Raw genomic sequence first — 25,244 nt, 5'->3', positions numbered from 1 at the left:
CGGAATTTGTAAATGCTCCTCCACATCATCGCACGCGGCAAGATCGGGCGCTCGCCCGAAGCCGATCTGGTCGACCGCTATGTCAAGCGGCTGACCATGCCGCACAAGATCACCGAAATGCCCGACCGGGGCGGCAAGCTGCCCCCCGTCGGTCCCGGCACCGTCACGGTCATGCTGGACGAAAAGGGCAAGCAGCTCGGATCGATGGATTTCGCCCGCCGGATCGAGGGCTGGCGCGACGCGGGCATGCGCGAATGCCGTTTCCTGATCGGCGCGGCGGACGGCTTCGATGACGCGGAGCGGGCGAATGCAGACCTGCTGATCGCCTTTGGCGCTATGACCTGGCCGCATATGTTGGCGCGCGCGATGCTGGCCGAACAACTCTGGCGCGCCTGCTCGATCCTCTCCAACCATCCTTATCATCGCGAAGGCTAGAAGCCCCCGCGATTTCCGCCTAGGCAGAGCAGGATAAAGGGTCAGGGCATCGGGTGAAGCGCACTATCCTCATTGCTGGCGGACTGGCGGGCCTTCTGGCCCTTGCCGCCACGCGCCTGCCCGCCGCCGCCGATAACGCCATCATCCTGTCAGGCACCGCCGGCACCACCTTGGCGCAGGAACAGCAGGCACTCAAAAACGCCCGCCGCCAATCGGACGAAGCGCGCGACCGCTCCGCCCGTCTCGAACAACAGGCCGGTCTGGCCCGCGACGAAGCCGAACAGGCGCGCCGCCGCGCCGCCGCGATCGCCGCCCGCATCCAGCAGGCGGAGGCGGATATTCAGGCCGCGCAGGCCCGCATCGCCATCATCGCCCGGTTGCAGCGCGCGCAGGCCGCCCGCCTCGCCGCCAAACAGGAACCCGTCGTCCGCCTGACCGCCGCGCTCCAGATGATGGCCCGCCGCCCGCTGGCGCTGGCGCTGGTCCAGCCCGGATCGGTGGCCGATGCGGTGCATATGCGCGCGGTGCTGGGCCAGATCCTGCCCGTCATCCAGCAGCGCACCGCCGGGCTGCGCGCCGAACTGGACAAGAGCCGCGCGCTGCGCGCCACCGCCCAGCAGGCCGCCGATGCGCTGGGCAAGGCGCAGGCCGACCGCAAGGATCGCCAGACCGCGCTGGCCACCCTCGAAGCGCAAAAGCGCATCGCCGCCCGCGACTATCGCGCCAATGCGGGGCTGGAGAGCGAACGCGCGCTGGCGCTGGGCGAGCGGGCGCGCGACATTGTCGATTTGATGGACCGGCTGGAGGAAGCAGGCGATTTGCGCGACCGGCTGGCTGCCTTGTCCGGCCCGCTGCTGCGCCCTGCCCGCCCCGATCAGGCCGCCGCCCCCGCGCCCGAACGCGAAAGCGCCGCCGATGGCCCGCCGCCCTATCGCCTGCCCGTGATCGGCCAGCTCGTCACCGGCATGGGCGAAGTGAATGACGGCGGCGTCCGCTCGCGCGGCCTGACGCTGGTAACGCAACCGGGTGCTCAGGCGATCGCCCCCACGGCCGGCCGCGTCGCCTTTGCCGGTCCCTATCGCGACTATGGCCAGATATTGATCATCGACCATGGGCAGGGCTGGACCACCCTGATCACCGGCCTCCACCGCGTCACCGCCCAGGTCGGCGACAGCGTGCGACAGGGCGACCCCGTCGGCATCACCGGACCCGAACGCCCGAACATCACCGTGGAGCTGCGCCGCAATGGCCGCCCGGTCGACATCGTGCCGCTGGTGGGATTGGGGTGAGGCATTGAAGGCAGCATCATTTGATGCTAATTTTGGTGCCTTGCGGAGATAGATGATGCGCACGACATTGGCCCTTGATGACGATTTGGTTGCCGAGGCGCAGGAACTGACCGGATTAACCGAAAAATCCGCACTGGTTCGGGAAGCGCTCAAAGCGCTCGTGCAACGGGAAGCCGCGCGCCGTTTAGCATTACTTGGCGGCTCCGAACCGGATTTCGAATTGCCGCCGCGGCGACGCTCAATGCCAGCATGATATTGGTCGATAGTTCGATCTGGATGGATCATCTGCGCATGGCCGATCCCCAACTGACGGCTGCACTGAACACAGGGCGAATATTGGCCCATCCCTTTATCATCGGTGAAATTGCGCTGGGCAGCCTGAAAAACAGGCAAGGCGTCTTGAGGATGCTACGAAGACTGCCCGAAGCGGTGCTGGCAAAAAACCACGAGGTCGACACCCTGATCGAACGGGTGCCATTGTTCAGTCTGGGAATCGGATATGTCGATGCTCATCTCCTAACCTCCGTTCGGCTCACCGCAGGAGCCTTCCTATGGACACGGGACCGACGACTGCACGATATTGCGATGCAGATGAGCATCGCCTGGACGCCGCCCCACCCCCATTAACCCGACGCTCATCGACCCTGCGCGACACTCCATCGAAGCGCGCTTTTGCGTTGGCACGCGAATCGGCCTATATCGGGGATCAGATGCCGGAATCTAGGACAGCCATGAAATCCACCTTCCTCCAGGGCGCGGTTGCGCTCGGGGCGCTTGCGCTCATCCCTGCTACGACCGCCGCTCTCGCCGATGGGGAAGCGTCGAGCTACAAGGCGCTCGATGAATTCATGGATGTGTTCCAGAAGGTGCGCAGCGACTATGTCGAGAAGGTCGACGACGAGAAACTGATCAAGGGCGCGATCGACGGCATGCTGGCCAGCCTCGACCCGCATAGCAGCTTCCTCGACGCGCGCGATTTCCAGAATCTGCGGACCCAGACGGAAGGCAGCTATGGCGGCCTTGGCCTGTCGGTCACGCAGGAGGATGGCGCGGTCAAGGTGATCGCGCCGACGCAGGATACCCCGGCCTGGCGCGCGGGCATCAAGGCGGGCGACTATATCACCCATATCGATGGCCAGCTCATCTATGGCGGCACGCTGGATGAAGCGGTGGACAAGATGCGCGGCGCGCCGGGCACGTCCCTCAAGCTGACGCTGGTCCGCGCCGGCCGCGACAAGCCGATCGAACTCACCCTGACGCGCGAGATCATTCAGTTGAAGCCCGTCAAATGGGAAGTGAAGAATAATATCGGCGTCATCAACATCGTCAGCTTCTCGGCCAATACCGGGGCGGACGTGCGATCGGCGATCCGCAGCATCGACAAGTCGCTGGGCCACAAGCCCACCGGCTATATCCTCGACCTGCGCTCCAACCCCGGCGGCCTGCTGGATGAAGCGGTCAGCGTCAGCGACACCTTCCTGGAGCGGGGCGAAATCGTGTCGCAGCGCGGCCGGGCCAAGGGCGATGTGGAACGCTATTATGCCAAGCCGGGCGACGATGCGAAGGGCCTGCCGGTGATCGTGCTGGTCGATGCCGGCTCCGCCTCCGCCTCCGAAATCGTGGCCGGCGCCTTGCAGGACCAGCATCGCGCGCTGGTGATGGGCGAACGCAGCTTCGGCAAGGGCAGCGTCCAGACCATGCTGCCGCTCAGCAACACCACCGCGCTCAAGCTGACGACCGCGCGCTATTATACGCCGTCAGGCCGTAGCGTGCAGGAAGGCGGCATCCAGCCCGACATTCGCGTGCCGCAACTGTCTGACCCCGATTACAAGAACCGACCGAAATTCCGCGAAAGCGACCTGCGCCGTCACCTGATCAACGAGATCAAGACCGACGACAAAGCGCTGGAAGAGGATGCGAAGGACGATCCGCGCTTCGCCATGTCCGCGGACGACCTCAAGAAGAAGGGTGTCGAGGACTTCCAGCTCGACTATGCGCTCAAGACGATTTCGCGTCTGGCCGGCACGCCCGGCGCCACCATTGCCCAGGCCCAGGTAGCGGCACGGAAACCGGGTGCCAAATAAAGCGCGCGCGCCGGTGCCCAGATGCGGCATCGGCGCGCAGTTCCGGCTGGCTGCCACCGACTCTTGCGGCCTGCCCTCTCAACAAAAAAGATGCGCACGCAAAAAAGCGGCCCAGTGAGGGGCCGCTTTCTATGCCGAAACGAATCGAAACGAATCAGGCTGCGGCGGCAGCCTTCTTCTTGACGATGTCGCGCTTCAGGCGGCGAGCCTTCAGCGACAGCTTGTCGTCGCTGGTCTTGACCAGCCAGTTGTCCAGACCGCCATTATGTTCGACCGAACGCAGACCATGGGTCGACACGCGCAGCTTCACGGTGGTTTCCAGCGCTTCGGAGATCAGCGAGACGTTCTGCAGGTTGGGCAGGAACACACGCTTGGTCTTGTTATTGGCGTGGGAAACATTGTGACCCACCTGGCGACCCTTACCGGTCAGCTCGCAAATGCGCGACATAGTCAATCAACCTTTGAAATTCGGGTTCGTTCGGAAAGCCGCGCCGATAACGGGATTCGTCTCCCCCGTCAACCCGCAGCAAGGCAGGATCGCAACCCTTTGGCGACCCGATGCGTTGAAAGCGCGATTAACGCAAAGGAGGGACATATGCGAGTCATTGGTGGATTGCTGGTGATTATCCTGCTCGTTCTGGCCGGCGGCATCGCCACGGGCTTCATTGATCTGCAAAAGACGCAGGAGGGCCGCCTGCCCGAAATCGCGGTCAAGGAAGGCACGCTCCCCAAATATGAGGCGAATGTGGCCAAGGTGGAAGTAGGCACCCGCAAGGAAACGGTCGATGTGCCGACGGTGGACGTGAAAAAGCCCTGATCCTTCCTAACAGCCAGATGATCCTGTAAGGGGCGGGCATGGCCCCGCCCCCCTTTCCCTTGCCCGTCCCGATGCGCCGCGCGCTCGACCGTGCCCGCGCGGCGCAGGCGGCAGGCGAAGTCCCGATCGGCGCAGTGGTGACAAGGGACGGGGCGATCATCGGCGAGGGCGAGAATCGCAACCGCCGGGACAATGATCCCACCGCCCATGCCGAAATTGTCGCAATGCGCGCGGCGGCGGCTGCGCTGGGCGACTATCGCCTGACCGGCTGCGACCTGTGGGTGACGCTGGAGCCGTGCCCGATGTGCGCGGGCGCGATTTCCCACGCGCGAATCGCCCGGCTCTATTATGCAGTAAGCGATCCCAAGGGCGGCGCGATCGAACAGGGACCGCGCCTCTTCGCCCAGCCGCAATGCCTGCACCGGCCCGAAGTCTATGGCGGCCTCGCCGAGGCCGAAGCCTCAACGCTGCTCCGCGACTTTTTTCTCGCCAGACGCTGACCGAAGCATCGCGCGAAAAGGATCAGCCTTTTCGCATCAGCGATGCGACCTCAAAAGCTATATCAAAGCGCGCGATCAGCGCGGCTTGGTATAATCGATGCGATAAAGCTGATAGGGCAGCGTCATCGCCGTCTCCAGCTGCACCGGCACCAGCCATTTGGGCAGGTCGCCCCGCATCAGGCCGGCATAAAAGCCGCCGGGGCTGCGCGACTGATAGATGGTGCCTTCCGGGAACCAGGGACAGACCAGCAGATAGGTGGCGTGATGCTTGGCCGCGATCGCGCGAAAATCGCGCGCCGGACCGTCAAAGGCGTGGTGGATGTCCAGAATCGTCGCGCCGTTGCGGTGATAAGGGCCAGCCAGCGCGCTATGATGCGTGGTGGCGATCAGGCGCGGGCCAAGATCGACCATGGTGAAAATGGTCGCCGGCGGCAGCTGGTCCAGCACCTGCAACGCCGGCAAGGTGCGGCAACGGCCATTGGCCTTCTTGATCGAATCATTGCGGGCGATGGCGGACGGACGCCAGGGCTTTGGCGTGGCGCCCGTCGCCTTTTGCCAGGCCGTGACGATCTGCGGATAGAGCGGATAGGCGCAGGCGATGGCGGCCAGCAGCGCCACCCCGGCCCCGGCGGCAATCTTCACGCCGCGCCGCCCCGTCAGGATCGCGCCGACCAGCCGGTGCGCGGCCCAGGCGGCGGGCGGGATCGCCAGCAGCTGCGCCGCCGGCCCGGCGCGCAACTGCCAGAAGAGCAGCGCCGTGGAAAAGAGCATCATCAGCCCCACGGTGGCCCAGGCCCAGAGCCGCTCCGGGTCGCGCCGCGCATCCCACAAGGCCCAGATCAGGCCGATCAGCCCCGCGACCGGCACTGCCATCAGCGGCACGACCATTGACTGCGCCTGCACCGTGATGGGCTTGGCCTCGCGAATATTGGCGAGCCAGAGCCGCTCCAGTTCGGGCGAAATCTGATAGGGGCTCAGGCATTGGGGCCAGTTGAGGTAGAAGAAGAGAGCGACCGCGCCGCCCACCACCGCGCCGGCCGCCATCCGCACCGGCCATCCGCGCAAAGGGGCGATCGACAGGACGACCATTCCCGCCCCCGCCGCGCCGAACACCGCCACCCAGATGGGCGAGATCGCGTCGCACACCATTGCGCGGTTGGCATAGCTGGCGAACAGCAGATAGAGGATCGACGTCGCCCCCGCGAGGCTGAGCCCATAGGGCAGCAAACGCCGCTCAGCCCCCGGCCGGAACACCCAGCGCAGCGCGATCAGCGCGCCACCGGCCGCCAGATACACGATCATCTCCATGCCGATGGCGATCGACAATGCGCTGCTGATCCCGGCCATCAATCCGCCGCGCAGGCGATTTTCGTCGATCACCCCGGCCAGCATCGTCAGCGCCAGCGCCAGTTGCCAGCCATGATGGTCGATCCGCATCGGCGCATACATGCCCAGCGCCATCTGCGTCGCCAGCGGGGCGAGGATCGCCAAGAACCAGCCATTCGGCCCCGCCAGCCGCCGCCCGATGAAACCGAGCGAGAGCATCAGCAACAGCAGCGGCAGCAGCGGCGCAATGCCGCAGGCCAGTCGATCGGCCAGTCCCTGATCGACAAAGGCGCGGAAAAACAGGATCAGCCCCGCGATCGGAATGTCCACCAGCCGCGACCAGTGGATATTGGCCCCAACCGGCGGATCGAGCCGATATTGGCGCAGATCATACCAGCCCTGCCCCGCCAGCCAGTCCTTCACCTGCACATAGCGGATATTGTCGTCCGTATCGCTCAGCACCAGCCAGTGGATCGCCAGCCAGCGCGTCACCACCATCGACACGGCAATGATGATCCAGATGAGGAAGGTCAGCCATTTCCAGTGCCGCTGCGCATAAGCGGTCAGGATCGGCCCCCAATGCAGGGCATGGGCGCGCAGGGCATCGCGGCTAGGCAAGGTCATGGCGGTGGACTAGAGGGATTTCGCGTGAAATGGAACATTTCACGGCTCGGGAATCCCGGCAAAAAACAACGGACCGCAACTTTGCCTCCGCTACTGTTGCGGTCTATGGCTCCGCATCAAAGCGCAACCGGGGCCGTCATGAAATATCTGTCACGACTTTATGCAGACCATGGCGCGCTGTTCTGGCAGATCGTGCGCTATGGCGTGACCGGCCTGTTCGTCACCGCCTGTCAGGCGGCGATCTACTGGACGCTGGCGGCGATGGCCGGCCTGCATCCGCAGGTCGCCAATTTCATCGGCTATCTCGCCGCCGTCGTCATCGGCTATGTCAGCCATAGCCTCTTCACCTTTCGCGGCCATGGCGGCGACGCCAGCCATGGCGCGCGCGGCGCGAAATTCATCATCGTGTCGTTGATCAGCTATGCGCTCAATGCGCTCTGGGTCTATCTGTGCGTCACGCATATGCGCTGGCCGGCCTGGTCGCCCATCCCCGCCATGATCTTCATCACGCCCGGCATCGTGTTCGGCCTGAACCGGCAATGGGTGTTCCGCTGACCTTCCAGATCAGGCGACATCCGAACAAAAGTCGCCAAGTTCAGCATGACGAAAGCATGGGGAATGTTTAAGCGGGCGGAATGAACAGCCAGTCTCCCTCGCTTGCCATGGCCCGCGCCCTGGCGCTGCTCGCGCCTCTCGCCATGTTGGCGGGCGCCTATGCCTTTCAATATGCTGGCGGCTTGCATCCGTGCGAAATGTGCTGGTGGCAGCGTTATGCCCACTTCGCCGCCATCCCGCTGGCGCTGATTGCCTATGGCGTGCGCGGGCGGGCCTGCATCAGCGGCCTGTTCGCAGGCTTTGCCGGCATCGCGGTCGGCATCAGCGGCCTGATCGGCCTGTTCCATGCCGGCGTCGAATATGGCTGGTGGGAAGGGCTGACCACCTGTTCCACATCGCCCTCCGGCGGCAGCGCGGCGGACATGCTCAACCAGATCATGGCCAGCCCGATCACCCGTTGCGACGTGGCGGCGTGGAAGATGTTCGGCATTTCGATGGCGGGCTATAACGGCCTCTTGTCGAGCGTGGCCGCGCTCGCCATCTTGGCCCTGTTGCTGAAAGCGAGGAAGGCATGAGCGCGCCCAAGGATTTCCCCCGGCCCGGCAAGCGGCCGAGCGATGTCGACCGCGCATCCATGGTGCGGGTGGATCAGGCCGGCGAATTTGGCGCGGTGCGCATCTATGCCGGGCAACTGGCGGTGATGGGCGACCGCCATCCTTATGGCCGGCTGATTGCGGGCATGGCGGCGCAGGAGGAACGGCACCGGGCCGCCTTCGACGCGATGATCGCCCGGCGCGGCGTGCGCCCGACCGCGCTGGCGCCGATCTGGAATGTCGCCGGCTTTGCGCTCGGCGCGGTGACGGCGGCGATGGGGCCAAGGGCCGCCATGGCCTGCACCGCCGCGATCGAAACCGAAATCGACAAACATTATGCCGAGCAGCTGGAGCAGCTGGGCGCGGACGACCCGGAACTCTCCACCGCTATTGCGGATTTTCAGGCGGAGGAAGTCGAGCATCGCGATGCCGCACTGGCCCATGGCGCGGAGCAAGCCCCGGCCTACCCCCTCTTGTCGGGCGCCATCCGGCTGGGATGCCGCGCCGCCATCGCGCTTTCCAAGCGCATCTGATAAGGACGGACAGATGATGAAGACCAAGATGATCGCCGCCGTCGCCCTGATGATCGGCGCGTCCGTCCCGGCGCTGGCGCAACAAGACACGCCCCCCAATGCCGCAACCAGCAGCGGGACGGAGAAGATCAATCTGGTCATCGTCTATGGCGACGACGCCTGTCCGCAGAGCCGGGGCGACGACATCGTCGTGTGCGCGCGCAAGGGCGAGGAAGAACGCTATCGCATCCCCGAGCCGCTGCGCGGCGATCCGAACAAGCCCAGCAATCAGGCCTGGGGGGAACGGGTGCGGTCAATGGAATATGTCGGCCGGCAGGGCACCGAAAGCTGCTCGCCCGTCGGCGGCGGCGGCGCGACCGGCTGTTTTGCGCAGCTGTCCCGTCTGGCCAAGGCGGAACGGCAACAGGCCGACAATGCCAGCTGGAAGGATCTGGTCGAAGCGGAGCGCGCCCGGCGCCTGTCCACCATCGACGCCGACAGCGAAGCGATCGAAGCGCGGGTGAAGGCGGAGGAAAAGGCCGCCGCCACTGGCCAGCCGGCGCCAGTGCCGCCTTCGACGAAGGACGGCATCGTCCTCGACGGTCCCGCTCCGCAGCGCTGACGGATCTGGACCGGACGGGTTCGAGGGGCGGGCGCCGTCCTGACAGACAGGCACCGGACCGGGGCGGGTTCGGCGTCATCACAGGGGACAAGAAGGAATTTTCTATGCGACAGTCCGTCGTTCTTCCCCTGATCGGCCTGATGCTGGCGCCCCTGCTGCCCGGCAGCGCGATGGCGCAGCCCGAACCGCCGCCCGAACGGATCATCAACCTGCTGGTCTATGGCGACGATCCCTGCCCGCAAAGCAAGGGCGACGAAATCGTCGTGTGCGCGCGCAAGCCGGAATCCGAACGCTATCGCATTCCCAAGAAGCTGCGCGAAAAGCCTGAACCGGCCGGCGGCCCGGGCTGGGGAAGCCAGGTTGCGACCATGGAGCAGACCCAGCGCCAGACCCTGCCCAACAGCTGTTCGGTGATCGGCAGCAACGGCTTTACCGGCTGCACCGCGCAGATGCTGCAACAATGGTTCGCCGAACGGCGCATGCAGGAGAGCAAGGGCGAGCCTTAAGGTCGCGCTTTAAATATGATCCGTTCGCCCTGAGCCTGTCGAAGCTTCAAACGAGGCGCGTGACTCGTTTGAACCTGAGCGCCTGCCGCAAGCAGGCAGTCGAAGGGGGCTGTACTTTTCTTAGCGTGTTCAAGGCAAAATGCAGGGCTTCGACAAGCTCAGCCCGAACGGAGGTTGGGTGATCCAGGTTTCACGCACGAGGCTCTAAGGCCGCATCCCCTCCAGTTCCGGCCCGGTATCAGCGGTCGATCGAAAATCGGGCTTCAGACTGATCCCGGCCGCCTGCTCATAGGCCAGTCCCGCGTCGAGCAAGCGCTGCTCTGCATAGGCCGGGCCGATGAAACTTAACCCCACCGGCAGGCCGCGCACCAGCCCCATGGGCACGGTCAGGTGGGGATAGCCAGCGATCGCTGCGGGGCCGGTGGAGCCGCCCGGCCCCTCATATTGATCGCCCCAGACCGTGTCCGACAGCCAGGCCGGGCCATAGCTGATCGTCACCAACAGATCTACGCGGTTGTCCGTCAGCATCGCATCGATCCCGTCCTTCCCCGCCAGCCGCAGCGATGTGTCCCGCGCGGCGCGATAGGCCGGATCGTCCAGCCCGGCCTTCGCCTGCGACAGGGTGAAGATATCCTGCCCGAACAACGGCATTTCGGTGGCGGCATGCGCCGCATCGAAGGCGATCAGCGCATCGAGCGTGCGGGTTGGCACCTGATCGGCGCGGGTCGTCGCCAGATAGGCGTTGAGGTCCGCCTTGAACTCATATTGCAGCACATCATAGCTGGCGGCGGACATGCCCTCCATTGGGGGCTTCTTCACCTCGACCAGTTGCGCGCCAAGGCCCTTCAGCACGGCCAGCGCGCCCGCATAACGGGCCAGCAATTCCGGCTGCGCACCGCCGCGCAGCACGCCGATCCGCATGCCCCGGATCTTTGCCGGGTCGAGCGCGGCGGCATAGTCGCCCGCATGGGCCATAGCGTTCGCTGTAGCGGGATCGCCCGGATCGCTGGCGATCAGGGCGGACAGCAGAATGGCGACATCGCGCACGCTGCGCGCCATTGGCCCGGCCGTATCCTGACTATGGCTGATCGGCACGATATGGGTGCGCGGGATCAGGCCGATGCTGGGCTTCAAGCCCACCAGCCCCATCATGGAGGCCGGGCAGATGATCGACCCGTTGGTTTCGCTGCCGATCGCGGCGGGGGCGAAGCGGGCGGCGACGGCCGCGCCCGATCCGCTCGACGATCCGCAGGTGGTGCGATCGAGCGCATAAGGATTGCGGGTGAGGCCGCCGACCGCGCTCCAGCCGCTCATCGATCGTTCGGACCGGAAATTGGCCCATTCGGACAGGTTGGCCTTGCCCAGAATGATCGCGCCCTTCGCCTTCAAGGCGGCGGCGACCGGCGAATCACGCCCCGGATCATTGCGGGCCAGCGCCAGCGACCCGGCGGTGGTGGGCATGCCGGCCGCCTCGATATTATCCTTGAGCAGGATCGGCACGCCATGGAGCGGGCCGCGCACCCTTCCCGCCCGCCGCTCCGCATCCAGCGCGCGCGCTTGCGAAATGGCGTGGGGGTTGAGCGCGATGATGGCGTTGAGCCGTGGCCCCTTGCGGTCCATCGCGGCGATGCGCTTCACATAGGCGCGCACCGCTTTCTCGCTGCTGGTGCGGCCGCTGGCGAGATCGGCGGAGAGGGAGGCGATGGTCGCATCCTGCGTTTGCGCTTGTGCGGGCGCGCCCGTCATCATCAGGGCAAGGACGGGCAGCAGCCTCTTCATCGCGGATAAACCTCATCCATATGGGCAAGGCTCTGGACGATCAGCCGTTCCAATACCGCCATGTCGATGCCCGACAGGCGCTTGACATAGAGGCAGCCCTTGCCGCGCCGATATTTGCCCAGAGGCGTGAAATCTGCATCGTCCAGCCCGGCGAGGTAGAAGACCAGTTCCGCCTTGCGCGGGGAAAAGCCGATGCGGCACATGACGCCCTCCCGCCCGCTATCATAGCGATAATGGTAGCGGCCAAAGCCGATGATGCTCGGCCCCCACATATGCGGCGGCTCACCCGACAGGCGCGCCATCAGCGCCGCCACGATCCGGCCATCGGCCTGCCGCTCGGCCGGTTCGACCCGGGCCAGAAAATCCTCGACCGCCGCGTCCGTTTCGACCGTCTTGTTCACCATGGCTTGCCATCCCCCCGCCGCTCGCCTAGAGGCTAGCGCGTCATCTGGGGAGTAGCCAGTCGTTCCGATTGCAGGAACGGGCCATGCGTCAACATATTTGGTCGAGAGGCCATGGCGTATGGGAGGCGGATCATAGGCATCCGTATCGGGCGAGACCAATGGCATCGGCGCTTTTCTGTCCGGCCGGGCGGGAAGCGACGGTGGCATTGTGTCTGTCAACCTTCGCCCGGCCCCGGAACGATCCAATGGAAGCACTCTTTACTTCTGCCGCCTTGGTTGCGCTCGCCGAAATGGGCGACAAGACGCAATTGCTCGCCATGCTGCTCGCTACCCGCTTTCGAAAGCCGGCGCCGATCATCCTGGGCATTTTTGGCGCGACGGTCGCCAATCATTTCCTCGCCGCGCTGGTCGGCCATTCCATCGCCGGCGTGCTGACGCAGGGCTGGTTCCGCTATGCGGTCGCCGCCTCCTTCATCGCCATGGCCGCATGGACGCTGATCCCCGACAAGATTGACGAGGACGCCCCGCTCAAGGCCCCATCGAAGGCGGGCGTGTTCGTGACCACCCTGATCGCCTTCTTCCTGGTCGAAATGGGCGACAAGACGCAGGTCGCCACGGTGGCGCTGGGCGCGCGGTTCGACAATCTGCTGGCCGTCACCATGGGCACCACGCTGGGCATGATGATCGCCAATGTGCCCGCCGTGCTGTTTGGCGAAGCGCTGGCGAAGAAGGTGCCGATGCGCGCGCTTCAGATCGGCGCGGCGCTGCTGTTCCTGGCGCTTGGCCTGTGGATGCTGGCTGACCTGCAAGGCTGGATCGGATAGGATAGAAGAGGTTGTCAGCGGGTGGCGGCTGTTGCAAGGGTGGGAGCAATCCTTGCCCTGGCAGAAAAATATAGGACGCGCGTGATGAACGACAGTCTGGTTACGATCTTCGGCGGCGGCGGCTTTCTGGGCCGGCAGGTGGCGCAGGCGCTGATGGCGCGGGGCGCGCGGGTGCGGATCGCCCAGCGCGATCTGGCAAGCGCGGTCAAGATCAAGGCGCTGGGGAATCTGGGCCAGAGCCAGTTCGTCGCAGCCGACATCCGCAAGCCCGCCACCGTCGCCCGCGCGCTGCACGGCAGCGACATCGTCATCAATCTGGTCGGCGTGCTGAGCGGCGATTTCGACGCCTTCCATCATGAAGGCGCGGCCAATGTGGCGAAGGCGGCCGCCGCCGCCGGCGTGAGTGCGCTGGTCCACATCTCCGCAATCGGCGCGGATGCGGCCAGCCCGTCGGCCTATGGCCGGTCGAAGGCCGCAGGCGAGGACGCGGTCAAGGCCGCCTTCCCCACCGCGACGATCATCCGCCCATCGATCATCTTTGGCCCCGAAGACCAGTTCCTCAACCGCTTCGCCCAGATCATCGGCTCCGCGCCACTGATCCCGGTGATCGGCGCAGGCACGAAGTTCCAGCCCGTCTATGTCGCCGACGTGGCGCAGGCGATCGCCAATGCGGCCGAGCAACCGGGCGTCCATGGCGGCAAAACCTATGAGGTCGCCGGCCCGCAGGTGATGAGCATGAAGGAAATCAACCGCTGGATCGCGAGCGCCATCGGCCGCGACCGGCCACTGGTCGAAGTGCCCGGCGCCTTTGCCTCGCTGCTCGCCGCGTTGCCGGGCGGGCCGATCACCCGCGACCAACTCGCCATGCTGGGCCGCGACAATGTCGCCGCCCCGGGCGCGCAAGGGCTGGCGGCGCTGGGCGTCGCCCCCACGCCGCTGAGCGCGGTCGCCGGCAAATGGATGGTCCGCTATCGCAAACATGGCCGCTTCGCCGGCCGTGCGAAAGCCTGATCACATGATATGCGGGCGGGGCGCATGCCATATGCCGCCCCGCCTTTCATGCTCCTCCCCACAGCCATCTGGGGGAGGATTTTTTATGCCAGGGAGCCAGGATCTAAACCATGGACCTTCATTATCTGACCGTCATCCTGCTGGGCATTGTCGAGGGGCTGACCGAATTTCTGCCCGTATCCTCGACCGGCCACCTCATATTGGCGAGCGAGCTGCTGGGCTATGACGCCTCCACCTGGGCGATGTTCAACGTCATCATCCAGCTGGGCGCGATTTCGGCGGTGGTCGTGCTCTACTGGCGCACCTTCTGGGCGGTCGGCATGGGCCTGTTGCGGCGCGAGCCGGTCAGCTGGCGCTTCCTGCGCAACCTGATCCTCGCCTTCATCCCCGCCGCCGTCATCGGGCTGGCGCTGCACGATTATATCGAAGTGCTGCTGGGTGCGCCGCAGGTCGTCGCCTGGGCCTTGATCGCCGGCGGCGTCGCCATCCTGCTGATCGAACGGGCGATCAAGGAACAGCGTTTTCACGGCATCGCCGACATTCCGGTCGTGCGCGTGCTGGGCATCGGCTTCATCCAGTGCATCGCCATGATTCCCGGCGTCAGCCGGTCGGGCGCAACGATCATGGGCGCGCTGACGCTGGGCGTCGAACGGCGCACGGCCGCCGAGTTCAGCTTCTTCCTCGCCATCCCCACCATGCTGGGCGCGACGACGCTGGAATTGCTGAAGAAAGGGGATCAGATCACCAGCGCCGCCGTGGGCTGGGACAGCATCGCGCTGGGCTTTGTCGTGTCCTTCGTCGTCGCCCTGCTGGTCATCAAATGGTTCGTCGGCCTGGTGTCCAAACATGGCTTTGCGCCCTTCGCCTGGTATCGAATCATCGCTGGCGCAGCCGCTCTGATCTGGCTCACCCTAAGATAGGACCGAATCGGACATATTGATCGGCCATTTTTTGCGATCGATTCGCAACAAGGGGTAAAATGGCCGATTAATAGGTAACTTATACTGACCTATATGCCAGAATCCACGTGACTCCGTGGGTTTTTCTGCTATGCGCGCATCTGCAACATAGTCAGGGACAGGTTTATGGGCGACAATCCGATGCTGAAATTCGTGGGCAAGGGACAATCCTACCGGAAAAGCGCGCGGCCGATGATCGCGCCGACGACTTTCTCGAAATCAGCCGCAGCTTCGTGCTTGAAAAAGCGGAAGAACAGGCGTCGCGCTGTTCGCAATGCGGCGTGCCCTATTGCTCGACCCACTGCCCGCTGCACAATCATATCCCGGACTGGCTGCGCCTGACCGCCGAGGGGCGTCTGCGCGAAGCCTATGAACTGTCCAACCTGACCAGCACCATGCCGGAAATTTGCGGCCGCATCTGCCCGCAGGACCGCCTGTGCGAAGGCAATTGCGTCATCGAATTTTCCGGCCACGGCTCCGTCACCATCGGCAGCGTCGAGAAGTACATCACCGACACCGCCTGGAAGGAAGGCTGGGTCGAGGCGCTGGTTCCCGGCAAGCCCACCGGCCAGTCGGTCGGCGTGATCGGCGCCGGCCCCGCCGGCCTGACCACTGCGGAATATCTGCGCGTCGCGGGCTATGAGGTGCATGTCTATGACCGGCACGACCGCGCCGGCGGCCTGCTGACCTATGGCATCCCCGGCTTCAAGCTGGAAAAGGATGTGGTGATGCGCCGCATCCAGCGCCTGAAGGACGGCGGCATCATCTTCCATGAAAGCTTCGAGGTCGGCTGCGACGCCACCATGGAGCAGCTGCGCGAAAAGCATGATGCGATCCTCATCGCGACCGGCGTCTACAAGCCGCGCGACATCAAGGCGCCGGGCGTCGGCGCGCCGGGCGTGGTCAAGGCGCTCGATTATCTGACCGCCTCCAACAAGGCGGGCTTTGGCGACGCGGTGCCGGAACATGAAGACGGCACGCTGCTGGCGACAGGCAAGAATGTCGTCGTCATCGGCGGCGGCGACACCGCGATGGACTGCGTGCGCACCGCCATCCGTCAGGGCGCCGCTTCGGTGAAGTGCCTCTATCGCCGCGATCGGGAAAATATGCCCGGATCGCAGCGTGAGGTCGCCAATGCCGAGGAGGAAGGCGTCGAGTTCGTCTGGCTGACCGCGCCGATCGCCTTTGAAGGCACGGAGCATGTCACCGGCGTCAAGGTGACGAAGATGCGTCTGGGCCAGCCCGACGCTTCGGGCCGCCGCGCGCCCGAACCCGATCCGGGCAGCGAACATACGCTGGACGCCGATCTGGTCATCAAGGCGCTGGGTTATGACCCCGAAGAACTGCCCAGGCTGTTCGGCGCGGACGACCTGTCCGTCACCCGTTGGGGCACGCTGCGCGTCGATCACAAGACGATGATGACCAGCATGGACGGCGTGTTCGCCGCCGGCGACATCGTGCGTGGCGCAAGCCTGGTCGTCTGGGCGATCCGCGACGGCCGCGACGTGACCGATCATATGCACCGCTATCTGAAAGCCAAGGCGAAGGCGGGCGAGAAGGTGCCGGCATAAGCCGCCCCTCGACCACCCGACACCCTATCATCATCGGAAGGAAGGCCCGATCATGACCGACACCCATTTCATGGCCAGCCCGGAAGAGCGCGCGCGCATCGCTGCGCAGGGCATGTATCACCCCGATCTGGAAGGCGACGCCTGCGGTGTGGGCCTGGTCGCCGCGACCGATGGCCGCGCCAGCCGCCGCGTGGTCGCCAGCGCGATCGATGCGCTCAAGGCCGTGTGGCACCGTGGCGCGGTCGACGCCGATGGCAAGACCGGCGACGGCGCGGGCATCCATGTCGACCTGCCGGTCCGTTTCTTTGACGATTGCATCGCCGACAGCGGGCACAAGCCGCTGCCCAACCGGCTGGCCGTGGGCATGGTGTTCCTGCCGCGCACCGATCTGGGCGCGCAGGAAGCCTGCCGCACGATCGTCGAAGCGGAAATCATCGATGCGGGCTACACCATCTATGGCTGGCGTCAGGTGCCGGTCGACGTGTCGGTCATCGGCCAGAAGGCGCAGGCGACCCGCCCCGAAATCGAGCAGATCATGATCGCCGGCCCGATGCCGGAAGAACGCGACATGGCCGAGTTCGAAAAGGATCTCTACCTGATCCGTCGCCGCATCGAGAAGAAGGTGATCGCGGCCCAGATCAACGACTTCTACGTCTGCTCGCTGTCGTGCCGGTCGATCATCTACAAGGGGCTGTTCCTCGCCGAATCGCTGTCGGTCTTTTACCCGGACCTTCAGGACGAACGGTTCGAGAGCCGCGTCGCCATCTTCCACCAGCGCTATTCGACCAACACCTTCCCGCAATGGTGGCTGGCCCAGCCGTTCCGCACCCTCGCCCATAATGGCGAGATCAACACGATCCGCGGCAACAAGAACTGGATGAAGAGCCACGAGATCAAGATGGCGTCGCTGGCCTTTGGCGAGCAGTCCGAGGACATCAAGCCGGTGATCCCGGCCGGCGCGTCCGATACCGCCGCGCTCGACGCCGTGTTCGAGGCGATCTGTCGCTCCGGCCGCGACGCGCCGACCGCCAAGCTGATGCTGGTGCCCGAAGCATGGCAGGCGGACAGCGCCGAACTGCCCAAGGCGCATGCCGACATGTATGAATATCTCGCCTCCGTGATGGAGCCGTGGGACGGCCCTGCCGCGCTGGCGATGACCGACGGCCGCTGGGTCGTGGCCGGCGTCGACCGCAATGCGCTGCGCCCGCTGCGCTACACGCTGACCGGCGACAATCTGCTGATCGTGGGATCGGAGACCGGCATGGTCGTCGTGCCCGAAACCACCATCGTCAAGAAGGGCCGCATGGGTCCGGGCCAGATGATCGCGGTCGATCTGCTGGAAGGCGAAATCTATGACGACCGCGCGATCAAGGACCAGATTGCGGGCGAACGCCCCTATGGCGACCTCATCAAGGATTTCCTGACCGTCGAGGATCTGGCCGACGCGCCCAGCGCCCTGCCGTCATGGGACAAGGCGGAACTGACCCGCCGTCAGGTCGCCGCCAATCTGACGCTGGAGGATATGGAGCTGATCCTGTCCCCCATGGTCGAGGATGCGAAGGAAGCGATCGGGTCGATGGGCGACGACACGCCGCTCGCCGTCATTTCCGACAAGCCGCGCACCATCAGCCATTTCTTCCGCCAGAATTTCAGCCAGGTTACGAACCCGCCGATCGACCCGCTGCGCGAACGGCATGTGATGAGCCTGAAGACGCGCTTCTCCAACCTCCACAACATCCTGGAGGAAGGCGCGCAGAACAGCCATGTGCTGGTGCTGGAATCGCCGGTGGTGACGAGCGCCGAATGGGCGCGGCTGAAGGCCTATTTCGGGCCGGCCGTGGCCGAAATCGACTGCACCTTCCCCGCGACCGGCGGGCAGGAGCAGCTGCGCGCCGCCATCGCCCGCATCCGGGAAGAAGCCGAGCAGGCGGTGCGCGAAGGCCGCACCGAAATCTTCCTGACGGATGAGCATGTCAGCGCCGACCGCGTCGCCATTCAGGGCGTGCTGGCGGCTGCCGCTGTCCACACCCATCTGGTCCGCAAGGGGCTGCGCAGCTACGCATCGATCAACGTGCGATCGGCCGAGGCGCTCGACACCCATTATTATGCGGTGCTGATCGGCGTCGGCGCGACCACGGTGAACGCCTATCTGGCCGAAGCCAGCATTGCCGATCGCCATGCGCGCGGCCTGTTCGGCGACCTCGCCTTCGACGCCTGCGTCGAGCGTTATCGCGTCGCGATCAATGAGGGCCTGCTGAAGATCATGTCCAAAATGGGCATCGCGGTCGTCAGCTCCTATCGCGGCGGCTATAATTTCGAAGCGGTCGGCCTGTCGCGCGCGCTGGTCAATGATCTCTTCCCCGGTATGCCGGCGAAGATTTCGGGCGAAGGCTATGCCTCGCTCCATTACAGCGCGATGCTGCGCCACGACGCCGCCTATGACGCGGCGGCGGTGCGCCTGCCGATCGGCGGCTTCTATCGCCAGCGCAATGGCGGGGAGGCGCATGCCTATTCCGCGCAGCTGATGCACCTGCTCCAGACATCGGTCGCGACCGACAGCTATTCGACCTATCTGCAATTCTCGCGCGGCGTGCGCGATCTGCCGTCGGTCTATCTGCGCGACCTGCTGGAGTTCAACTTCGCGCGGGAAGCGGTGCCGATCGACGAGGTCGAAGCCACCACCGAAATCCGCAAGCGCTTCGTGACGCCGGGCATGTCGCTCGGCGCGCTCAGCCCCGAAGCGCATGAGACGCTGGCGATCGCGATGAACCGCATCGGCGCCAAGGCGGTGTCGGGCGAAGGCGGCGAGGATGCCGCGCGCTTCAAGCCTTATGAAAATGGCGACAACGCCAATTCGGTGATCAAGCAGATCGCGTCCGGCCGCTTCGGCGTCCATGCCGAATATCTGGGCAGCGCCGAAGAAATCGAAATCAAGGTCGCACAGGGCGCCAAGCCCGGCGAGGGCGGCCAGCTGCCCGGTTTCAAGGTGACGGAATTCATCGCCCGCCTGCGCCATTCGACGCCCGGCGTGACGCTGATTTCGCCGCCGCCGCACCATGACATCTATTCGATCGAGGATCTGGCGCAGCTCATCTACGACTGCAAGATGATCAACCCGCGCGCCAAGGTGTGCGTGAAGCTGGTCAGCCAGGCAGGCATCGGCACCGTGGCGGCGGGCGTGGCGAAGGCCCATGCCGACGTCATCCTGATCGCCGGCCATGTCGGCGGCACCGGCGCATCGCCGCAGACGTCGATCAAATATGCCGGCACGCCCTGGGAAATGGGCCTGTCGGAAGCCAATCAGGTGCTGACCCTCAATGGCCTGCGCCATCGGGTGAAGCTGCGCACCGACGGCGGCCTCAAGACCGGTCGCGACATCGTGATCGCTGCGATCCTGGGCGCGGAGGAATATGGCATCGGCACGCTGTCGCTGGTCGCCATGGGGTGCATCATGGTGCGCCAGTGCCACAGCAACACCTGCCCGGTCGGCGTCTGCGTGCAGGATGAAAAGCTGCGCCAGAAATTCACCGGCACGCCCGAAAAGGTCATCAACCTGATGACCTTCATCGCCGAGGAAGTGCGCGAGATATTGGCGCGTCTGGGCTATCGCAGCCTGGACGAGGTGATCGGGCGGACCGAATTGCTCAAGCAGGTCAATCGCGGCGCCGAGCATCTGGACGATCTCGACCTCAACCCGATCCTGGCCAAGGTCGACGCACCCGACGATCAGCGCCGTTTCAGCCTGGAGGGCCGCAACCCGGTTCCCGAAAGCCTGGACGCGCAGATGATGAAGGATGCGCGCGCCGTGTTCGAACGGGGTGAAAAGATGCAGCTCACCTATACGGTGCGCAACACGCATCGCGCCGTGGGCACCCGCCTGTCCGCCGCCGTGACCGAAAAGTTCGGCATGTCGACGCTGGCCGACGGCCATCTGACCGTGCGCCTGCGCGGGTCCGCCGGCCAGTCGCTGGGTGCCTTCCTGTGCAAGGGCATCAAGCTGGAAGTGTTCGGCGACGCCAACGACTATGTCGGCAAGGGGCTGTCGGGCGGCATCATTTCGGTGCGCACGACCGTATCCTCGCCGCTGTCGTCGAAGGACAACACCATCCTTGGCAACACCGTCCTTTACGGCGCGACCAGCGGCAAGCTGTTCGCGGCGGGTCAGGCCGGTGAGCGCTTCGCCGTCCGCAATTCGGGCGCGCAGGTGGTGGTCGAAGGCTGCGGCGCCAATGGCTGCGAATATATGACCGGCGGTACGGCCGTGATCCTGGGCCAGACCGGCGCCAATTTCGGCGCAGGCATGACCGGCGGCATGGCCTTCATCCTGGACGAAGATGGCAGCTTCCCCAGCCGCGCCAACCCGGAAAGCATCGTGTGGCAGCGGCTGGAAAGCGCGCATTGGGAGGCAGAGCTGAAGGCCCTGATCGCCCAGCATGCGGTGGCGACCGACAGCAAATGGTCCAACACCATCCTGGACGACTGGGATCGCTGGCGCCGTTATTTCTGGCAGGTCTGCCCGAAGGAAATGGTCAAACGCCTCGCCAACCCGCTGAGCGATGCGCAGGCGGAGGTCGTCGCGGCCGAATAAGCCGGATTGCGCACCTTAACGGGGGTCGGTCGGGACGATGGGGGGCGCAGGCTCCGCATCCTCCCGCCGAGCCCCTGTTTGCGTTGGGACGGTCGCAACCGGGACAGCATGGGGCGCAGCAGGCGCATTATCGGCGAATCGCACCACATGGACCGGCACCAATTGCTGGGGCGAAGATGTGACTTGCGTCGCTTGCGGCGTGTCTTCCGCCGCATCGGCCATATAGTCACGCACCACCGGATCATCGCTGCCCGCAATCATACCGTCCGCATCCAGCCCTGCCATGTCCGCCTGCCACCGCCGTTCGGCCAGCGTCGGGCCGCACCCGGTGCAGTGGATTGCGACCGGCGCTTCGTCCATGGCTATCGCGCTATCGGCAGACGGCTGGGGATCATAGCCGCTCTCGACCACGGACTGATCGGCGGGCGAGCGCCCCTGTGGACTGGTGACATATTGGCCCAGCCCCAGTCCCATCACCATGGCGGCGCCCATGGTGGCGCCGGTCGCCATCCAGAATTGCATCGGCATTATCGTCTCCTGCGCCGGTCGCCTCCTCTCGCGGCGCCGGCCTCCTCTTTCCCGATCAATCACAACGCGGATGCAGATCACTTGTTGCATGACCCAAAAGCCTTTGCTAAGGGCCGCCTCCTACCAAGGCACCGGCCCCGCCGGTTTCCTGTTTGATTGTGCGGTCATGGCGGAATTGGTAGACGCGCAACGTTGAGGTCGTTGTGGCCGAAAGGCCGTGGAAGTTCGAGTCTTCTTGACCGCACCATCACCCTGCCAGCCTGAATGCCGGCAGAATCTTTTCCCCCGAAACGATTGGCTGTTGCATTGCAACAAGCGCTGGCGTTTGATCGCCCGATGCTCAAGGCCGCCCTCCACCACCTGACGTCCTATCGCTACAGCCGCCCGATCCGGCTTGGTCCTCAGGTGATCCGATTGCGGCCCGCGCCGCACAGCCGCACCAAAGTGCCCAATTATGCGCTGAAGATCGAACCGGCGAACCATTTCCTCAACTGGCAGCAGGATCCGCACGGCAACTGGCTGGCGCGGATCGTCTTTCCCGACCCGATCGATCATTTCAAAATCGAGGTCGACCTGCTCGCCGATCTCGACATCATCAATCCCTTCGACTTTTTCGTGGAGCCTTATGCGGAGGAATATCCCTTCGCCTATGACGATCAGCTGAAGACCGATCTGGCCGCCTATTTCGATCTGGAGGATCAGGGGCCTTTGTTCGACGCGCTGGTCGCCGAATATGACGGGCATACATCTCGCACGGTCGATTTTCTGGTCGAGGTGAACCGGCGGCTGCAACAGCGGGTCGGCTATGTCATCCGCATGGAAGCGGGCGTGCAGACGCCCGAAGAGACGCTGGACATCGGCACCGGCTCCTGCCGCGATTCGGCCTGGCTGCTGGTGCAGTTGTTGCGCCGGCTGGGTTTCGCCGCGCGCTTCGTGTCGGGCTATTCGATTCAACTCGTTGCCGATGTCGAGCCGCTGGAAGGGCCAAAGGGCGTGACGCAGGACGTGGTCGACCTGCATGCCTGGGCCGAAGCCTATGTGCCGGGCGCCGGCTGGGTGGCGCTGGACGCGACCAGCGGCATGTTTGCCGGCGAAGGCCATATCCCGCTGTGCGCCACGCCCCATTATCGCTCCGCCGCCCCGATCAGCGGCATGGCCGAACCGGCCGAGGTCGATTTCGAATTCGCCATGACCGTGTCGCGCATTGCCGAAGCGGTGCGCATCACCAAGCCCTTTACCGATACCCGCTGGGACGCGGTGATGGCGCTGGGCGCGAAGGTGGACGCAGACCTCAATGCGCAGGATGTGCGCCTGACCACCGGCGGCGAGCCGACCTTTGTCGCGGAAAATGGCGGCGATGCGGGCGAATGGAATGGCGACGCGGTCGGCCCGACCAAGGCCGCCTATGCCGACAAGCTGATCCGCAAGCTGCGCAGCGAATTTGCGCCGGGCGGCCTGCTGCACCATGGCCAGGGCAAATGGTATCCGGGCGAAAGCCTGCCGCGCTGGGCCTATGCCGTCTATTGGCGCAAGGATGGCGTGCCGGTGTGGCGCGACGCCGACCTGATCGCCACCGACGATGCGCCCGCAGGCGCGCGCATGGTTACGGCGGACGATGCGCAGGCTTTCCTGGGCGCACTGGCGGGCAATATGGGCTTTTCCGCCGACTATACCCATCCCGTCTATGAAGACCCGGCGGTCTGGTCGATCAAGGAAGCCGATCTGCCGGTCAACACCACGCCCGAAGCGCCCGAGATCGCCGATCCCGAAGCGCGCGCGCGGATGGTGAAGGCATTCAGCCGCGGCCTCGACCAGCCGGTCGGCTATGTGCTGCCGGTGCAGCGGTGGCAAAGCGCCGTCGCCACCCCACGCTGGCAGAGCGAAATCTGGCAGTTGCGCCGGGGCAAGCTGTTCGCCGTGCCCGGCGATTCGGCGCTGGGATATCGCCTGCCGCTGGGGTCGCTGCCCTATGTCCCGCCGTCGGCCTATCCCTATATCCACCCGCGCGACACCAGCGAACCGCGCGGGCCGCTGGCCGACTATCGCGTGCAGGTGAGCGAGGCCGCCACCCGAGAAGAGGCGCAAGCCCAGCCGGTCCAGCGCGTGGCGGAGGCCGAAGGCGGCGCGGCGGCGCAGGCGCGCGTCGAGCAGGTGCTGATCGAAGGCGCGGTGCGCACCGCCATCACGGTCGAGCCGAACGGCCATTGCCTGTCGGTCTTCCTGCCGCCGGTGCAGACGCTGGAAGATTATCTGGAACTGATCGCGCAGGTCGAGATCGTGGCCGAGGCAACCCGCATCCCGGTGCGGATCGAGGGCTATGCCCCGCCGCCCGACCCGCGCCTGGACGTGCTCAAGGCCACGCCCGACCCCGGCGTGATCGAAGTCAATGTTCAGCCCGCCGCCAGCTGGGACGAAACGGTCGCCATTACCGAGCGCCTCTATGCGCTGGCGCGCGAATGCGATCTGACCGCCGACAAGTTCATGGTCGATGGCCGGTCGGTCGGCACCGGCGGGGGCAATCATATCGTGCTGGGCGGGGAAAGCCTCAATGATTCCCCCTTCATCCGCCGCCCGGACCTGCTGAAGAGCTTCGTCCTCTACTGGCAGCGCCATCCTTCGCTCTCCTATCTCTTCTCAGGGCTTTGCATCGGCCCGACCAGTCAGGCCCCGCGCATCGACGAAGCGCGGCATGACGGCCTGTATGAACTGGAGATCGCGCTGGCGCAGGTGCCCGATCCGGTGAAAGAGGGCGTGGACAGGCTGCCGCCGCCCTGGCTGGTCGACCGATTGTTCCGCAACCTGCTGGTCGACGTCACCGGCAACACCCATCGCACCGAAATCTGCATCGACAAGATGTTCTCGCCCGATGGACCGACCGGGCGACTGGGCCTGCTGGAGTTTCGCGGCTTCGAAATGCCGCCCGAAGCGAAAATGAGCCTGGCCCAGCAATTGCTGATCCGCGCGCTGACGGCGTGGTTCTGGCGTCAGCCGCAACAGGGCGGGCTGGTCCGCTGGGGCACGGCGCTGCACGATCGTTTCATGCTGCCCCATTTCGTCTGGGCGGATTTCATGGAGGTGCTGAACGACCTTAAGGGCGCGGGCTATGACTTCGATCCCAACTGGTTCGAGGCGCAACGCCAGTTCCGTTTCCCCATCCACGGCGCGGTCGATGCGGGCGGCGTGGGGCTGGAGATCACCCATGCGCTGGAACCCTGGAACGTGCTGGGCGAAACCGGCGCGATCGGCGGCACGGTGCGCTATGTCGATTCATCGACCGAGCGGTTGCAGGTGCGCGCCACCGGCCTGATCGCGGGCCGGCACATATTGGCCTGCAACGGCCGCCGCGTTCCCATGACGGCGACCGCCGTGCCGGGCGAGGCGGTGGGCGGCGTGCGGTACAAGGCGTGGGCGCCGGCCAATTGCCTGCACCCCAATCTGCCGGTCAATGCGCCGCTGACCTTCGATGTGCTCGACAGCTGGAGCGGCCGGTCGCTGGGCGGCTGCGTCTACCATGTCGCGCATCCGGGCGGGCGCAATTACGACACGCTGCCGATCAACGGCTATGAGGCGGAATCGCGGCGCAAGGCGCGTTTCCAGGATTATGGCCACACGCCCGGCCCGGTCGACATGCCGCCGGCCGAACTGCCGGGCGAATTTCCCATGACGCTGGACCTACGCTTCCGCCATCCGGGTGTGTAAGGGTGACGCCGTGGATAC

22 protein-coding genes, 1 tRNA gene, 1 pseudogene and 1 riboswitch are annotated in these 25,244 nt (G+C 65.2%); of the genes and pseudogenes, 19 read left to right on the top strand and 5 right to left on the bottom strand.

What is annotated here, in order from left to right; all coding sequences use genetic code 11:
* Positions 1 to 12 precede the first annotated feature (12 nt).
* The 5 genes from ACFOKF_RS03515 to ACFOKF_RS03495 all read left to right on the top strand — a co-directional run bounded on the left by ACFOKF_RS03515 (position 13) and on the right by ACFOKF_RS03495 (position 3,808).
* A complete protein-coding gene (locus tag ACFOKF_RS03515; RefSeq protein WP_380793199.1) occupies positions 13 to 435 on the top strand; it encodes a 23S rRNA (pseudouridine(1915)-N(3))-methyltransferase RlmH in 423 nt (140 codons plus the stop codon).
* 53 nt (positions 436 to 488) lie between these two features.
* Positions 489 to 1,724 carry a murein hydrolase activator EnvC family protein gene (locus ACFOKF_RS03510; RefSeq protein WP_380793197.1) on the top strand — a complete coding sequence of 412 codons (1,236 nt, stop codon included), beginning with the start codon at positions 489 to 491 and terminating at the stop codon, positions 1,722 to 1,724.
* A 52-nt stretch (positions 1,725 to 1,776) separates the two neighbouring features.
* Complete coding sequence (locus ACFOKF_RS03505) at positions 1,777 to 1,977, top strand: type II toxin-antitoxin system VapB family antitoxin (RefSeq protein WP_380793195.1); 201 nt, start codon at positions 1,777 to 1,779, stop codon at positions 1,975 to 1,977.
* Between the two features lie 38 nt (positions 1,978 to 2,015).
* Positions 2,016 to 2,351: a VapC toxin family PIN domain ribonuclease gene (locus ACFOKF_RS03500; protein WP_380793193.1), complete on the top strand. Its 336-nt coding sequence runs from the start codon at positions 2,016 to 2,018 to the stop codon at positions 2,349 to 2,351.
* Positions 2,352 to 2,455: 104 nt separating this feature from the next.
* A complete protein-coding gene (locus ACFOKF_RS03495) occupies positions 2,456 to 3,808 on the top strand; it encodes a S41 family peptidase (RefSeq protein ID WP_380793191.1) in 1,353 nt (450 codons plus the stop codon).
* Positions 3,809 to 3,962: 154 nt separating this feature from the next.
* Here ACFOKF_RS03495 and rpmB read toward each other — a convergent pair whose 3' ends face one another.
* A complete protein-coding gene (gene rpmB / locus ACFOKF_RS03490) occupies positions 3,963 to 4,256 on the bottom strand; it encodes a 50S ribosomal protein L28 (RefSeq protein ID WP_009822595.1) in 294 nt (97 codons plus the stop codon).
* Positions 4,257 to 4,403: 147 nt separating this feature from the next.
* On the opposite strand from rpmB, the gene ACFOKF_RS03485 reads away from it, so the two are divergent.
* A complete protein-coding gene (locus tag ACFOKF_RS03485) occupies positions 4,404 to 4,625 on the top strand; it encodes a hypothetical protein (RefSeq protein WP_380793189.1) in 222 nt (73 codons plus the stop codon).
* A 38-nt stretch (positions 4,626 to 4,663) separates the two neighbouring features.
* The gene (locus tag ACFOKF_RS03480; protein WP_380793187.1) at positions 4,664 to 5,125 is read left to right on the top strand and encodes a nucleoside deaminase; all 462 of its coding nucleotides are present in this window, start codon (positions 4,664 to 4,666) and stop codon (positions 5,123 to 5,125) included.
* 75 nt (positions 5,126 to 5,200) lie between these two features.
* Here ACFOKF_RS03480 and ACFOKF_RS03475 read toward each other — a convergent pair whose 3' ends face one another.
* Entirely contained in the window at positions 5,201 to 7,075 is a 1,875-nt protein-coding gene (locus tag ACFOKF_RS03475; protein ID WP_380793185.1) for a hypothetical protein, read from the bottom strand.
* A gap of 138 nt (positions 7,076 to 7,213) precedes the next feature.
* Here ACFOKF_RS03475 and ACFOKF_RS03470 point away from each other — a divergent pair, with 138 nt between their 5' ends.
* The 5 genes from ACFOKF_RS03470 to ACFOKF_RS03450 all read left to right on the top strand — a co-directional run bounded on the left by ACFOKF_RS03470 (position 7,214) and on the right by ACFOKF_RS03450 (position 9,863).
* The gene (locus ACFOKF_RS03470) at positions 7,214 to 7,630 is read left to right on the top strand and encodes a GtrA family protein (protein ID WP_380793183.1); all 417 of its coding nucleotides are present in this window, start codon (positions 7,214 to 7,216) and stop codon (positions 7,628 to 7,630) included.
* 80 nt (positions 7,631 to 7,710) lie between these two features.
* Entirely contained in the window at positions 7,711 to 8,205 is a 495-nt protein-coding gene (locus ACFOKF_RS03465; RefSeq protein ID WP_380793182.1) for a disulfide bond formation protein B, read from the top strand.
* Entirely contained in the window at positions 8,202 to 8,756 is a 555-nt protein-coding gene (locus tag ACFOKF_RS03460) for a demethoxyubiquinone hydroxylase family protein (protein WP_380793180.1), read from the top strand. The genes ACFOKF_RS03465 and ACFOKF_RS03460 overlap by 4 nt, the downstream gene beginning before the upstream one ends.
* A 13-nt stretch (positions 8,757 to 8,769) precedes the next feature.
* On the top strand, positions 8,770 to 9,357 hold the full coding sequence (locus tag ACFOKF_RS03455; protein WP_380793178.1) for a hypothetical protein: 588 nt from the start codon (positions 8,770 to 8,772) through the stop codon (positions 9,355 to 9,357).
* Positions 9,358 to 9,461: 104 nt separating this feature from the next.
* On the top strand, positions 9,462 to 9,863 hold the full coding sequence (locus ACFOKF_RS03450) for a hypothetical protein (RefSeq protein WP_380793176.1): 402 nt from the start codon (positions 9,462 to 9,464) through the stop codon (positions 9,861 to 9,863).
* Between the two features lie 204 nt (positions 9,864 to 10,067).
* On the opposite strand, the gene ACFOKF_RS03445 is transcribed toward ACFOKF_RS03450, so the two are convergent.
* A complete protein-coding gene (locus tag ACFOKF_RS03445; protein ID WP_380793174.1) occupies positions 10,068 to 11,642 on the bottom strand; it encodes an amidase in 1,575 nt (524 codons plus the stop codon).
* Positions 11,639 to 12,046 carry a DUF1801 domain-containing protein gene (locus ACFOKF_RS03440; protein ID WP_380793172.1) on the bottom strand — a complete coding sequence of 136 codons (408 nt, stop codon included), beginning with the start codon at positions 12,044 to 12,046 and terminating at the stop codon, positions 11,639 to 11,641. The genes ACFOKF_RS03445 and ACFOKF_RS03440 overlap by 4 nt, the downstream gene beginning before the upstream one ends.
* Before the next feature lie 33 nt (positions 12,047 to 12,079).
* A riboswitch (yybP-ykoY riboswitch) is annotated at positions 12,080 to 12,274 on the top strand.
* 17 nt (positions 12,275 to 12,291) lie between these two features.
* On the opposite strand from ACFOKF_RS03440, the gene ACFOKF_RS03435 reads away from it, so the two are divergent.
* From ACFOKF_RS03435 to gltB, 5 genes and pseudogenes are all read left to right on the top strand, one after another.
* Positions 12,292 to 12,870, top strand: a complete 579-nt coding sequence (locus ACFOKF_RS03435) for a TMEM165/GDT1 family protein (protein WP_380793171.1) — start codon at positions 12,292 to 12,294, stop codon at positions 12,868 to 12,870.
* 84 nt (positions 12,871 to 12,954) lie between these two features.
* Positions 12,955 to 13,881, top strand: a complete 927-nt coding sequence (locus ACFOKF_RS03430; RefSeq protein ID WP_380793169.1) for a complex I NDUFA9 subunit family protein — start codon at positions 12,955 to 12,957, stop codon at positions 13,879 to 13,881.
* A gap of 110 nt (positions 13,882 to 13,991) precedes the next feature.
* Complete coding sequence (locus tag ACFOKF_RS03425) at positions 13,992 to 14,801, top strand: undecaprenyl-diphosphate phosphatase (protein ID WP_298398152.1); 810 nt, start codon at positions 13,992 to 13,994, stop codon at positions 14,799 to 14,801.
* Between the two features lie 165 nt (positions 14,802 to 14,966).
* A pseudogene (locus ACFOKF_RS03420) lies at positions 14,967 to 16,411 on the top strand (NAD(P)-dependent oxidoreductase).
* 52 nt (positions 16,412 to 16,463) lie between these two features.
* Positions 16,464 to 20,999 carry a glutamate synthase large subunit gene (gltB, locus tag ACFOKF_RS03415; protein WP_380793168.1) on the top strand — a complete coding sequence of 1,512 codons (4,536 nt, stop codon included), beginning with the start codon at positions 16,464 to 16,466 and terminating at the stop codon, positions 20,997 to 20,999.
* A 15-nt stretch (positions 21,000 to 21,014) separates the two neighbouring features.
* Here the strand turns inward: gltB and ACFOKF_RS03410 are convergent, their stop codons facing one another.
* On the bottom strand, positions 21,015 to 21,527 hold the full coding sequence (locus ACFOKF_RS03410) for a hypothetical protein (protein ID WP_380793167.1): 513 nt from the start codon (positions 21,525 to 21,527) through the stop codon (positions 21,015 to 21,017).
* Positions 21,528 to 21,687: 160 nt separating this feature from the next.
* Here ACFOKF_RS03410 and ACFOKF_RS03405 point away from each other — a divergent pair.
* Both ACFOKF_RS03405 and ACFOKF_RS03400 read left to right on the top strand, forming a co-directional pair.
* A tRNA-Leu gene (locus ACFOKF_RS03405) sits at positions 21,688 to 21,774 on the top strand.
* An 89-nt stretch (positions 21,775 to 21,863) separates the two neighbouring features.
* Entirely contained in the window at positions 21,864 to 25,226 is a 3,363-nt protein-coding gene (locus tag ACFOKF_RS03400) for a transglutaminase family protein (protein WP_380793165.1), read from the top strand.
* Positions 25,227 to 25,244: the final 18 nt, after the last annotated feature.

This window comes from Sphingobium rhizovicinum (assembly GCF_042647625.1).
Classification (GTDB): Bacteria; Pseudomonadota; Alphaproteobacteria; order Sphingomonadales; family Sphingomonadaceae; genus Sphingobium; species Sphingobium rhizovicinum.
The sequence above is the reverse complement of the archived record's forward strand: the minus strand, read 5'-3'. Positions and strand labels throughout refer to the sequence as shown.

Excerpts from the sequence above, each read along its gene's own strand:
- ACFOKF_RS03455 (WP_380793178.1), top strand. The coding sequence starts at position 8,770 with ATGATGAAGACCAAGATGATCGCCGCCGTCGCCCTGATGATCGGCGCG.
- ACFOKF_RS03500 (WP_380793193.1), top strand. The coding sequence starts at position 2,016 with ATGGCCGATCCCCAACTGACGGCTGCACTGAACACAGGGCGAATATTG.
- ACFOKF_RS03430 (WP_380793169.1), top strand. The coding sequence starts at position 12,955 with ATGAACGACAGTCTGGTTACGATCTTCGGCGGCGGCGGCTTTCTGGGC.
- ACFOKF_RS03425 (WP_298398152.1), top strand. The coding sequence starts at position 13,992 with ATGGACCTTCATTATCTGACCGTCATCCTGCTGGGCATTGTCGAGGGG.
- ACFOKF_RS03465 (WP_380793182.1), top strand. The coding sequence starts at position 7,711 with ATGAACAGCCAGTCTCCCTCGCTTGCCATGGCCCGCGCCCTGGCGCTG.
- ACFOKF_RS03435 (WP_380793171.1), top strand. The coding sequence starts at position 12,292 with ATGGAAGCACTCTTTACTTCTGCCGCCTTGGTTGCGCTCGCCGAAATG.
- ACFOKF_RS03470 (WP_380793183.1), top strand. The coding sequence starts at position 7,214 with ATGAAATATCTGTCACGACTTTATGCAGACCATGGCGCGCTGTTCTGG.
- ACFOKF_RS03515 (WP_380793199.1), top strand. The coding sequence starts at position 13 with ATGCTCCTCCACATCATCGCACGCGGCAAGATCGGGCGCTCGCCCGAA.
- ACFOKF_RS03485 (WP_380793189.1), top strand. The coding sequence starts at position 4,404 with ATGCGAGTCATTGGTGGATTGCTGGTGATTATCCTGCTCGTTCTGGCC.
- ACFOKF_RS03480 (WP_380793187.1), top strand. The coding sequence starts at position 4,664 with ATGGCCCCGCCCCCCTTTCCCTTGCCCGTCCCGATGCGCCGCGCGCTC.
- ACFOKF_RS03445 (WP_380793174.1), bottom strand. The coding sequence starts at position 11,642 with ATGAAGAGGCTGCTGCCCGTCCTTGCCCTGATGATGACGGGCGCGCCC.
- ACFOKF_RS03440 (WP_380793172.1), bottom strand. The coding sequence starts at position 12,046 with ATGGTGAACAAGACGGTCGAAACGGACGCGGCGGTCGAGGATTTTCTG.
- ACFOKF_RS03505 (WP_380793195.1), top strand. The coding sequence starts at position 1,777 with ATGATGCGCACGACATTGGCCCTTGATGACGATTTGGTTGCCGAGGCG.
- ACFOKF_RS03450 (WP_380793176.1), top strand. The coding sequence starts at position 9,462 with ATGCGACAGTCCGTCGTTCTTCCCCTGATCGGCCTGATGCTGGCGCCC.
- rpmB (WP_009822595.1), bottom strand. The coding sequence starts at position 4,256 with ATGTCGCGCATTTGCGAGCTGACCGGTAAGGGTCGCCAGGTGGGTCAC.
- ACFOKF_RS03475 (WP_380793185.1), bottom strand. The coding sequence starts at position 7,075 with ATGACCTTGCCTAGCCGCGATGCCCTGCGCGCCCATGCCCTGCATTGG.
- gltB (WP_380793168.1), top strand. The coding sequence starts at position 16,464 with ATGACCGACACCCATTTCATGGCCAGCCCGGAAGAGCGCGCGCGCATC.
- ACFOKF_RS03400 (WP_380793165.1), top strand. The coding sequence starts at position 21,864 with ATGCTCAAGGCCGCCCTCCACCACCTGACGTCCTATCGCTACAGCCGC.
- ACFOKF_RS03460 (WP_380793180.1), top strand. The coding sequence starts at position 8,202 with ATGAGCGCGCCCAAGGATTTCCCCCGGCCCGGCAAGCGGCCGAGCGAT.
- ACFOKF_RS03495 (WP_380793191.1), top strand. The coding sequence starts at position 2,456 with ATGAAATCCACCTTCCTCCAGGGCGCGGTTGCGCTCGGGGCGCTTGCG.
- ACFOKF_RS03410 (WP_380793167.1), bottom strand. The coding sequence starts at position 21,527 with ATGCCGATGCAATTCTGGATGGCGACCGGCGCCACCATGGGCGCCGCC.